At 32.3% G+C, this 11,438-nt stretch carries 10 protein-coding genes and 1 pseudogene; 4 read left to right on the top strand and 7 right to left on the bottom strand.

The genetic code is table 11. The features are described 5' to 3' along the window. A pseudogene (locus tag L6Q46_RS08990) lies at positions 1–632 on the top strand (carbamoyl-phosphate synthase large subunit); the annotation flags it as partial. 370 nt (positions 633–1,002) lie between these two features. Here L6Q46_RS08990 and L6Q46_RS08985 read toward each other — a convergent pair. The 7 genes from L6Q46_RS08985 to rsfS form a co-directional block, all read right to left on the bottom strand. Then, positions 1,003–1,776 carry a superoxide dismutase gene (locus tag L6Q46_RS08985; protein WP_291284019.1) on the bottom strand — a complete coding sequence of 258 codons (774 nt, stop codon included), beginning with the start codon at positions 1,774–1,776 and terminating at the stop codon, positions 1,003–1,005. A gap of 12 nt (positions 1,777–1,788) precedes the next feature. Next, entirely contained in the window at positions 1,789–2,070 is a 282-nt protein-coding gene (locus L6Q46_RS08980) for an acyl-CoA-binding protein (RefSeq protein ID WP_111567759.1), read from the bottom strand. A 3-nt stretch (positions 2,071–2,073) separates the two neighbouring features. Beyond that, the gene (locus L6Q46_RS08975; RefSeq protein ID WP_111567758.1) at positions 2,074–2,727 is read right to left on the bottom strand and encodes a phosphatidylserine decarboxylase family protein; all 654 of its coding nucleotides are present in this window, start codon (positions 2,725–2,727) and stop codon (positions 2,074–2,076) included. Continuing rightward, positions 2,717–3,523: a phosphatidate cytidylyltransferase gene (locus L6Q46_RS08970; protein WP_291284018.1), complete on the bottom strand. Its 807-nt coding sequence runs from the start codon at positions 3,521–3,523 to the stop codon at positions 2,717–2,719. The genes L6Q46_RS08975 and L6Q46_RS08970 overlap by 11 nt, the downstream gene beginning before the upstream one ends. Next, complete coding sequence (locus tag L6Q46_RS08965) at positions 3,523–4,128, bottom strand: LUD domain-containing protein (RefSeq protein WP_111567756.1); 606 nt, start codon at positions 4,126–4,128, stop codon at positions 3,523–3,525. Before L6Q46_RS08965 ends, L6Q46_RS08970 begins: the two co-directional genes overlap by 1 nt. Positions 4,129–4,235: 107 nt before the next feature. Continuing rightward, the gene (gene ftsH, locus L6Q46_RS08960; RefSeq protein ID WP_291284017.1) at positions 4,236–6,179 is read right to left on the bottom strand and encodes an ATP-dependent zinc metalloprotease FtsH; all 1,944 of its coding nucleotides are present in this window, start codon (positions 6,177–6,179) and stop codon (positions 4,236–4,238) included. An 8-nt stretch (positions 6,180–6,187) separates the two neighbouring features. Then, complete coding sequence (rsfS, locus tag L6Q46_RS08955) at positions 6,188–6,559, bottom strand: ribosome silencing factor (RefSeq protein WP_111567754.1); 372 nt, start codon at positions 6,557–6,559, stop codon at positions 6,188–6,190. Between the two features lie 85 nt (positions 6,560–6,644). Between rsfS and L6Q46_RS08950 the strand changes: the two genes are divergently transcribed. The 3 genes from L6Q46_RS08950 (at position 6,645) to L6Q46_RS08940 (ending at position 11,323) form a co-directional block, all read left to right on the top strand. Continuing rightward, on the top strand, positions 6,645–7,376 hold the full coding sequence (locus tag L6Q46_RS08950) for a biotin--[acetyl-CoA-carboxylase] ligase (protein WP_291284016.1): 732 nt from the start codon (positions 6,645–6,647) through the stop codon (positions 7,374–7,376). 104 nt (positions 7,377–7,480) lie between these two features. Continuing rightward, positions 7,481–10,639: a cytochrome c biogenesis protein CcsA gene (gene ccsA, locus L6Q46_RS08945; protein ID WP_291284015.1), complete on the top strand. Its 3,159-nt coding sequence runs from the start codon at positions 7,481–7,483 to the stop codon at positions 10,637–10,639. 90 nt (positions 10,640–10,729) lie between these two features. After that, entirely contained in the window at positions 10,730–11,323 is a 594-nt protein-coding gene (locus tag L6Q46_RS08940) for a glutathione peroxidase (protein WP_291284014.1), read from the top strand. Positions 11,324–11,438 lie beyond the last annotated feature (115 nt).

Raw genomic sequence — 11,438 nt, 5'->3', positions numbered from 1 at the left:
AATTAGAAGAACATGTAATTGATTTATTAAAATCGATTCCAGGAAATAAATTGTTGTTAGATCATTATTTAGATGGTGCTATCGAAGCAGAAGCAGACGCAATTTGCGATGCCGATGGAAATGTATACATCATTGGAATCATGGAACACATCGAGCCTTGTGGGGTTCACTCGGGAGATAGTAATGCAACTTTGCCTCCGTTTAATTTGGGCGAATTTGTAATGCAACAAATCAAAGATCACACGAAGAAAATTGCTACGGCTTTAAAAACAGTTGGATTGATCAACATTCAATTTGCAATTAAAGATGACACGGTTTATATTATCGAAGCCAATCCAAGAGCATCTCGAACGGTTCCGTTTATTGCGAAAGCATATGGTGAGCCGTATGTAAATTACGCAACAAAAGTAATGTTAGGTCACAATAAAGTAACTGATTTTGATTTCAATCCGAAACTTAATGGTTATGCGATTAAGCAACCGGTGTTCTCTTTTAGTAAGTTTCCAAATGTAAACAAAGCATTAGGACCAGAAATGAAATCAACAGGAGAAAGCATCTTATTCATAGATGATTTAAAAGATGATCAATTCTACGATTTGTACGCAAGAAGAAAAATGTACTTAACGAAGTAATACATAAAAAGAAAATCCCAATCGAAAGATTGGGATTTTTTTGTAAGCAACTTGAGAATTTAAACCCAAATTAATAAAATACTTCAAGTGCTCTTAGTTCATTGCAATGATATGCTCATTACATTGCAATTTGTTAGTGAAATACTTTTAACCCCTTAAATTATTTAACACTAACTAGTCCAAAACTATTGTAAGGAAAATAGTTTTGAAGCAACTTTCAAATTTAGATAGGTCAAAATTAAGAGGTTTTATCGGAGTGCTTGCTGTAGTTTTTCTGCATATTTTTACTAAAATGCATTTTTTTACTACTTTTTTGTAAAAAAAAAGTCTAGCAAAAGCTAGACTAGTAAAATATTTAAAAATAATAATATTAAATTTTGCTAATTGCAGTTTCGTATTTAGCATTTACTACATTCCAGTCAATTACATTGAAAATAGCGGTTAAATATTCATTACGTTTGTTTTGGTAATTTAAGTAGTAAGCGTGTTCCCAAACATCAATGGCTAAAATTGGTGTTCCTCTAACTTCTGCATTTGGCATTAATGGATTGTCTTGATTGGCAGTACTAGTAACAGCTAATTTTCCGTCACGAGTAACTACTAGCCATGCCCAACCGCTCCCAAATTGTCCTGAAGCTGCTTCGGTAAGTTGTTTTTGTAAGTTGTCAAATGAACCTAGTTCTGCGGTAATGGCTTCTGCCAAAGCTCCTTTTGGAGTGCCGCCACCTTTTGGATTTAAAATTTCGAAAAATAAATTGTGGTTGTAGTAGCCACCAGCATTATTTCTTATTTCTTTGTTGTTGACATCTAAGTTTTTTAATATGTCTTCTACGGTTTTTAATTCTAAATCAGTACCAATAACGGCTTTGTTTAATTTATTAGCGTAACCCAAATGATGTTTCGAATAATGAATTTCCATTGTACGACCATCAATATGAGGTTCTAAATCATCATAGGCGTATTTAAGTCCACGCATTTGAAAAATACCACCTTCAGTAACTTTAACATCAGCTGGATTTCCTAAGGCTGAAATTTTTGTTTCAACTTCTGGATCTGGAATTTTTACTTCTTCTAATTCGTTTTCTTTTCTACAGCTCGTCATCATAAATGATATACAAGCCAAAATCAATAGTGACTTTTTCATTTGTAATGCAGATTATAGGTTACGTTCTTTTAGTAATTGATTGATGATTTTGATGTATTCTGCTTTAGCTTCATCAGGAGGAAGATTTTTTACTTGCATCCAAGCATTTAATTTGAAAGCATTTCTAATATCCTGAGGGTTTTGAAATAATAGAGGGTTTGAAGTTTCGGATGTAGCTTGTTTGTACAAACCATACAATACCAATTGCATATCCTGTGGCACCGATTCTTGTGGAATCAATTGTGCATTAGCAAATGCTTCATCAAATAATGTATTTAAATCCTTTTCGCTCATTCTTTATGCTTTTTTACTAATAACGGTTTTATTTCCGATAGCTTTATCACCTAATTTTACATTGATTTCAGTCCCTAATGGTAAATAGATATCTACTCTTGAGCCAAATTTGATGAAACCTGCATCTTTACCTTGAACTACACGCATGCCTTCTTGTGCGTAATTTACAATACGTCTTGCTAAAGCACCAGCAATTTGGCGATATAAAATTTCACCATAGATTCTATTATTGATAACTACAGTAGTTCTCTCATTTTCTTCACTTGCTTTTGGATGCCAAGCTACTAAGTATTTTCCTGGATGATATTTGCTGTATTTTACGATTCCGTTTACACAATAACGCGTAACGTGAACATTTATTGGCGACATAAAAATAGAAACCATCAAGCGTTTATCTTTGAAATATTCAGGCTCAAATACTTCTTCAATTACTACAACTTTTCCATCTACTGGAGCTAGAATATGATTATCGCTATTATCAGCAACACGTGTTGGGTTTCTGAAGAATTGTAAAACCAAGACTAAAATTACTAATGCAAATAAGTATAAAATAGTTCGTAACCAATTTATAGAAACAAATGCATCGGTTAAGAAAATAATTGCAACTACTATAAGTAGTGTAATAAAAATGATTTTTGAACCTTCTTTATGAAACATAATATAAAATTAAATAAAATAAATTAATAAATGGAATTACAAATATAATACTATCTAGTCGATCTAGTATACCTCCGTGACCAGGCATTATATTTCCGGTATCTTTTATGCCAGCAACACGTTTTAATTTCGATTCGATTAAATCGCCTAACGTACTGAAAATACTAACAATAGCAGCAATAACAATCCAAATATAAAGTGTTGAGGCCATAATGTAATAATTTGCTAAAATAATGCCACCAATAATAGTAAACACTAAACCTCCAGCAAAACCTTCAATAGTTTTTTTAGGAGAAACACTTGGGAATAGTTTGTTCTTTCCAAAGTTTTTTCCAACTAAATAAGCAAAAGTGTCGTTAGTCCAAATTAAAATTATAATAGAAATTAAAATTTTTGGATTGTAGCCTTTAACTCCCATTGCCACATAATTTGCTATAATGAATGGAAGGATTACGTAACCAAAGAGCAAAAAGTATTTGGTGTAAATTTTAAAGTGAGTTTTATTGGCATTAAATAAATACAACAATAATTTTATAGATGTAACAATCGAAATAGCTGTTAAAGCTGTATTTAAGTTTAAGTCTGAATTCTTATTCCATAAGTAATAATAAGAACCTGCTGCAATTGGAATACTTATATAGAAATTTAAGCCACACATTTTACAGAATTCGTAAACTCCAATCACTAAAAATGCACCAAAAAGAATAGCTAAACCCTCTCTAGAATAAGAAATACAGCCTAATAGTAATGCAACATAAACGGCTCCAGATAATGCTCTTTTTAGCGTTTCATTCATTATAAATCCTCTAAAAGAAGTAAATAAAGATTTTTATGGCAACTTCCGTAGTGAAGAAAATCTTGTTCTTTTACTTCTTCAAAATATTTTATGGTGGTAATATTAGAAGGGTAATTTTTTTCATGAGTGCTTTTAATTCGCCTCAATCCATCACTTTTGCTATTTACTATCTGACTTGTTGTTGCAAAAACAATCATGTTTGTCGGAAGTTCGTTAGGTTTAAAGTGTTTGAATTGGTTAGAAGAGAATAAAATAGAACCCTCATCAGCAATTAAATTTTCGCAAGAAGAAAGAAAAAATACTGGAGTTGATGAATTATCGTGAGTTAATTTATTGTCGTTTAATAAATAAAGTAATCGGTTGTCAAAACATTGTGCGTTACATTCAAACCAATCGTTTTCTGCTAATATATTTTCAAAATTCTCTGCAATTTCATCTAAATTCTCACAATATATAAATTTACCTCCATTTCCTTTGAAATTGAAAGTAAATTGTTCGTCTATTGGCAATGTAGTATCTGGTGAATATGGACTCTTGACTTCTTGCTTTTTGTCATTGTCTTCTTCTTCTGATGATGTGCCAAAAAATTTTCTAAAAAGACTCATGTATCTTTAGTCGTTTTTTATTGTGTGAAAATCAAAGATAAAAAAAATCTTAGTTCTTTGCATGCAGAACTAAGATTTTTATTAATATAATTTTGTTGATAAGTTACTTATTCAGAAACCGTGTTTTCGGTTGTGTTTTCAGTAGTTATAGCAACTTCTTTATCAAAAGGTCTTTTCCCAAAAATGGTTTCTAAATCATCTTTGAAAATAACTTCTTTTTCAATCAGAATATCAGCTAATTGCGTTAATTTTTCTTTATTTGTTTCTAACAGATGAATCGCTCTTTCGTACTGTTCTTCTATTAATTTTGAAATTTCAGTATCGATAACTTTTGCCGTTTCTTCTGAATATGGTTTTGAAAAATTATAGTCAGATTGTCCTGTTGAATCGTAATAAGTGATGTTTCCAAGCTTGTCATTCAATCCATAAATGGTTACCATAGCTCTTGCTTGACGCGTAACTTTCTCTAAATCGCTCAACGCTCCAGTTGAGATTTTATTGAAAATTACTTTTTCAGCAGCACGACCTCCCATAGTAGCACACATTTCGTCTAGCATTTGGTCAGGACGAACAATCAGTCTTTCTTCTGGTAAATACCAAGCGGCACCTAAACTTTGTCCACGAGGAACAATTGTTACTTTTACCAGTGGAGCTGCGTGTTCTAACATCCAACTCACTGTTGCGTGTCCTGCTTCGTGAATCGCGATAGCTCGTTTTTCTTCTGGAGTTACGATTTTGTTTTTCTTTTCTAAACCACCAACGATTCTATCAACAGCGTCTAAGAAATCTTGTTTGTCAACGGCTTTTTTGTCGTTACGAGCAGCAATTAAAGCAGCTTCGTTACAAACATTAGCAATATCAGCACCTGAGAATCCTGGTGTTTGTTTTGCTAAGAATTCAGTGTCTAATTCTTCAGATTTTTTCAAAGGTTTTAAATGCACTTCAAAAATTTCTTTACGTTCTCTAATGTCTGGTAAGTCTACATAAATTTGTCTGTCAAAACGACCAGCACGCAATAAAGCTTTATCTAAAACATCAGCTCTGTTGGTTGCAGCTAATACGATTACGTTTGAATTAGTTCCAAAACCATCCATCTCAGTTAATAACTGATTCAATGTGTTTTCTCTTTCGTCATTTGCACCTGTCATGTTGTTCTTTCCACGAGCTCTACCTACGGCGTCAATCTCATCGATAAAAATAATGGCTGGTGATTTTTCTTTGGCTTGTTTAAATAAATCTCTCACACGAGAAGCTCCAACTCCCACAAACATCTCCACAAAATCAGAACCTGACAACGAGAAGAAAGGTACTTTTGCTTCACCAGCAACTGCTTTTGCTAATAAGGTTTTACCTGTTCCTGGAGGACCAACTAATAAAGCTCCTTTTGGAATTTTTCCTCCAATAGAAGTATATTTTTCAGGGTTTTTCAAGAATTCTACAATTTCTTGAATTTCTTCTTTAGCTCCTTCTAATCCGGCAACGTTTTCAAATGTTACTCTAGTATCATTTTTTTCGTCAAATAATTTAGCTTTCGATTTCCCGATGCTAAAAATCTGACCTCCGCCACCGCCAGAACCACCTGACATTCTTCGCATCATGAAAATCCATAAACCAATTAATATTACAATTGGTAAAAGCATTGAGATAAGTTCGCCCCACATGCTTTCTGGTTCTTTTTCATATTCTGAAAGTTTACCTTCGTTAGATGCTTTTTGTAAATTTTCTTGAAAGGTTTTTAAATCACCTATTTCAAAGAAATAGTGAGGACCTTTGGTGTTTAATTTGTTTAAAACATCATTCTTAACTTTGTCATGTGTTTTGTCTGTTAAAGCTGTTTTCTTTAAATAAACAGTAGCTTTAGTATTGGTAAACACCACTTTTTCTACCTGATTTTTATCTAAAAATTGGTAGAATTTTGATAATGTTGTAGGCGCAGGATTGCTTAAATCAATTCCTTTCGTAAATAAACTTATCGTAAAAAAAATAGTCAAGACAAGTACAATACTCATCCACGGACTAAACTTAAATCCAGAATTATTATTTTGTGCCATAAAATTTTTTAGTATTTTGATTCAATGGTTGTGATTTTTGCATCACCCCATAAGCTCTCAATTCGGTAGTAGTCGCGAATATGTCTTTGAAAAACGTGTACCACAATGTTAACGTAATCCATTAAAACCCATTCACCATTTTCAGCACCTTCAACGTGCCAAGGTTTATCTTTTAACTCTTTAGAAACGATTTTTTGAATTGAACCTACAATTGCATTTACCTGTGTATTTGAATTTCCATTACAAATTACAAAGTAATCACAAACCGTGTTGTCAATTTCTCTTAAATCAAGAATATCAATATTTTCTCCTTTTACTTCTTCAATCCCTTTGATGATGTTTGCTAATAAATCATCATTATTAATCTGCTTCTTCGCCATTTATTATTTTTCTATTTATGCAAAGGTATCATTTTTTGTGATTATTTTTGAACCTTAACATAAGATTAAATTTTGTTATTATATTATGAGAATAATCAAACTCGATGCCATAGATTCAACTAACCGTTTTTTAAAAGAACTTTCGGCTCAAGAAAGCTGCGAAAATTTCACAGTTGTAAGTACCGAATCGCAAACAGAAGGTAAAGGACAAAGAGGTTCTGGATGGGCTTCTGAAGTAGGTAAGAATCTAACTTTTAGTGTTTTATATAATCAAAGAGTTGAAGGAATTACGAGTCTTTTTACATTAAATATCATCATAGCTTTGAGTATTGTTCAAGCACTAAAAACCGTTAGTAATTTAAATTTTGTCATCAAATGGCCAAACGACATTTTGGCAGAAAATAAAAAAATAGGTGGCATTTTAATCGAAAATACGTTCAAAAATTCAAGCGAAGTACAATCGATAATCGGAATTGGTTTGAATGTAAATCAATCTCAATTCGAAAATTTACCTCAAGCATCTTCTTTATTTTTGTTGGAAAATAAAATTTTTGATAGAGAAATTATGCTAATTTCTATTGTAAATCAGTTGGAATTCAATTTAAAACAATTACCAATTTTAGGAGAAATTCATTATTGGAATGCTTATCATCAAATTTTGTTTAAAAAAAATGTTGTTTCAGCTTTTGAATCGGTTGCAGGAAATCGCTTTGTAGGTAAGATTCAAGAAGTTACGCAAGAAGGAAAATTAGCTGTTTTATTAGAAGATGATTCCATTCAATTTTTTGATGTCAAAGAGGTGAAAATGTTGTACTAAAATGAGAACGTTATAAATTCCTCAAACCTTTGTTAAACTTCGTTAAAAAGTTTTTGTTTTTAAGTACATTTGTGCCAATTAAAAAACGTATTCCTATATATCTCATGGAGAAAAAAATACTATCCCTGTTATCTTCCACGCGCTTAATGGCTGTTTTGTTTATTCTTTTTGCTCTTGCCATGGCAGCCGGAACATTTATTGAAGATGCTTATAATACTGATACTGCAAGAGTTATTGTTTACAATGCCGTTTGGTTTGAAGTTATTATGGTGTTTTTTATCATCAACTTTTTAGGTAACATCAAACGTTATCAATTACATAAAAAAGAAAATTGGGCGACTTTAATTTTACACCTTTCTTTTATTCTAATTATCGTTGGAGCTTTTGTTACGCGTTATATCAGTTATGAAGGAATGATGCCAATCAGAGAAGGCGAATCAGCCAATATGATTTATTCCGATAAACCTTATTTAACGGTTTTAGTGGATGGAAATCACGAAGGACAAATACGTCGTAAGACTTTTGAAAAAGGATTGTATTTAGCACCTGAAGTAAAAGAAGACGGCTTTTTGAATGCTTTTGCGAGTAATCATTTTTCAATGGGAGGTGAGTTTAGTGGAATTCCATTTGAAGTAGAACATCAAGAATTTATTATGAACGCTACCGAAACAGTTGTTCCATCTGAAACTGGACAATTGATGATTAAAATGGTAGAGTCGAGTGGAGGAACACGTCACGAACACTACTTAAAAGAAGGCGAAGTTCAAAATTTACACAACGTACTTTTTGCCTTTAATAAATATACTGAAGGCGCAATAAATATCACTAAAATTGCTGAAGCTTACACGATTCAAACGCCTTTTGAAGGTGATTTTATGCGAATGGCAGATAAATTGCAAGGAAAAGTTGTGAAAGATTCTGTGCAACCTTTAATGTTACGTTCTTTATATAATATTGGTGGAGCTCAATTTGTATTTCCAGAACCAGCAATAAAAGGAGAATTGACTTTCAAATCGAATAATGATTTCAAAGACAAACAAACTGACGATGCTTTGAAAGTTAAAATCAAGACACAGGGAAAAGAAGAAATCTTAACTTTAGTTGGTTCAAGAGGAAAGCAAGGAGTTCCGCAAAGTGTTAAAATTGGTGATTTAGAATTTACACTTTTCTTCGGAAGTAAAATTTACAATACACCTTTTTCTGTGAAATTAGACGATTTTATCGCTGATAAATATCCAGGAACAGAAAATAGTTATTCGGCTTTCAAAAGTAAAATCGAAGTTATTGATACTGAACAAAAGAAAACCTTCAAAGACAGTGTTTTCATGAATCATATCTTAGATTACAGAGGATTTAGATTTTTCCAAGCGGGATTTGATCCAGACGAAAAAGGAACTAATCTTTCTGTAAGTCACGATTTCTGGGGAACTTGGATTACTTATATTGGTTACTTTTTATTGTATTTTGGTTTGATGGCAATATTATTCACAAAAAGTAGTCGTTTTGCAAGTTTGAAAGAAAAATTAGAAAAAGTAAAAAAGAAAAAAGCTGGTTTATTGAGCATATTTTTGATTTTATTTTCTACTCTAACTTTTGCGCAACAGCATAATCACCAACCGAGTAAAGAAGAAATTCTAAAATTATTAAAAGAACATGAAATTTCGAAAGAGCATGCTAGCGAATTTGGAAAAGTAGTAATTCAAGATAACGGGCGAATGAAGCCTATCAATACGTTTTCATCGGAATTACTTCGTAAAGTATCAAAGAGTGATACCTATGAAGGCATGAATTCTGATCAAGCGTTTTTATCGATGACGCAATATCCTCAGTATTGGTATTCGTTGCCAATCATCTATTTAAAAAGAGGAAATGATAGTATACGTAAATTAATTGGAGTTGAAAAAGAAGCGAAATATGCACCATTAATCTCTTTTTTCGATGAAACAGGAAATTACAAATTAGCTAAATTTTTAGAAACGGCTTACAAAGAACCAGTTCCAAATCAATTTCAAAAAGATTTTATAGAAGCAGATAAGAAAGTAAACCTTTTATATTCAGCTTTAAGCGGACAAATTTTAAAAGTGTTTCCTGTTCCAGGAGATAAATCGAACAAATGGGTTTCGTTTTTGGAAGTCAACCAACCAACAGGAACCGCTTTGGATTCCATCAAAAATGTAATGCCGTTTTATTTGAATGCACTGGAAAAAGCATCGAAAAGTAATAATTATGAATTACCAAACAGTCTTTTAAAAGGATTAAACGAATATCAAAAGAAATATGGTTCTGCCGTAATGCTTTCAGAAAGCAAAATCAGTTCTGAAATTACGTACAATAAATATGATATCTTCAAAAGATTATATTATATGTACATGTTGGCTGGAGTTTTAATGTTGGCTTTCTGTATTGTTCAAATTTTCAAAAATTCAAAGGCCATTCGAACCATTATCAATGTTTTTCATGGATTGATTGGTTTGTTTTTCATATTGCATTTAGCAGGATTAATTGTTAGATGGTACATTTCAGGTCACGCGCCTTGGAGTGATGCGTATGAAAGTATGATTTATGTAGCTTGGGCAACAATGTTCTTTGGTTTAGCTTTCGGAAAAGATTCTAAACTTACAGTAGCTTCAACTGCTTTTGTAACTTCAATGATTTTGATGATTGCACATTGGAATTGGATGGATCCTTCAATTGGAAACTTACAACCGGTTTTAAATTCGTATTGGTTAATGATTCACGTTGCTGTAATCGTAGCGAGTTACGGACCATTTACTTTAGCGATGGTTTTAGGTTTAGTTTCATTATTCTTGATGATTTTCACAAACGAAAAAAACAAAGAAAGAATGAAATTAAGCATTGACGAAATCACATACATTAACGAAATGGCATTAACCGTAGGTTTGGTTATGTTAACTATCGGAAACTTCCTTGGCGGACAATGGGCTAACGAAAGTTGGGGACGCTATTGGGGTTGGGACCCAAAAGAAACTTGGGCGTTAATCAGTATTATGGTGTATGCATTTGTAATTCACGCACGTTTTGTGCCAGCATTAAGAGGAAGATGGATTTATAATGTAATGAGTGTTTTAGCTTTCGCTTCTATTTTAATGACGTATTTTGGTGTGAATTTCCACTTGAGCGGTTTACACAGTTACGCTTCTGGAGAGAAACAAAACGTAACCTATTACTTTGTAATTTTAGCAATTGTCTTAGTAATATCCGTAATAGCTTACTTTCCGTATAAGAAATATTATAAAAAATAAGAATTTGGTCGCTAATAAGCGGCCATTTTTTTTAAGAAATGTTTATCAAAAATTGCGTTTTAAAATCCTAAATTTGAAATAAAAAAAGAGATGAAGAAATTAGTAACCTTGTTTTCAGTAGCAGCATTGCTTTTTAGTTGTCAAAATCAGGCACAAAAAAAGCAAACAACTACGGCAGCAGCAACCACAACACCTATGGCAAAAGAAACGATTTATCAATTCAAAGTAGAAGATTTAAGTGGAGATACTTTTGATTTTTCAACCTTAAAAGGAAAGAAAATTTTAGTAGTTAACACCGCTTCTGAATGTGGTTTAACACCGCAATACGAACAATTACAAGCCATTTACGAGAAATACAAAGACAAAAACTTTGTAATTGTAGGTTTTCCAGCAAACAATTTTGGAGCGCAAGAGCCAGGGAGTAATCAACAAATAGCTACATTTTGTCAAAAAAACTATGGAGTTTCGTTTCCTATGATGGCTAAAATTTCGGTAAAAGGTGGAGATATGCATCCAATATACCAATTTTTAACACAAAAAGCTAAAAATGGATTAGAAGATAACGAAGTACAATGGAACTTCCAAAAATACCTAATCAATGAAAACGGTGAATTAGCAAAAGTAGTGTCTCCAAGAACGTTGCCAACCGATGCTGAAATCGTTAATTGGATTGAAGGGAAATAATTTAGTATTCAGTGTTCAGTCGCAGTGTTCAGTATTTGTTGACTGCGACTGAGAACTGCGACTAATTTTAAAGCATTTTCTGCACAAAAACAGAATGTAACCATCGGTTAAATTT

Origin of the sequence: Flavobacterium sp., from assembly GCF_023151265.1 — a bacterium.
In the GTDB taxonomy this organism is placed as follows: Bacteria; Bacteroidota; Bacteroidia; order Flavobacteriales; family Flavobacteriaceae; genus Flavobacterium.
This window is presented reverse-complemented; position numbering and strand designations above follow the sequence as displayed.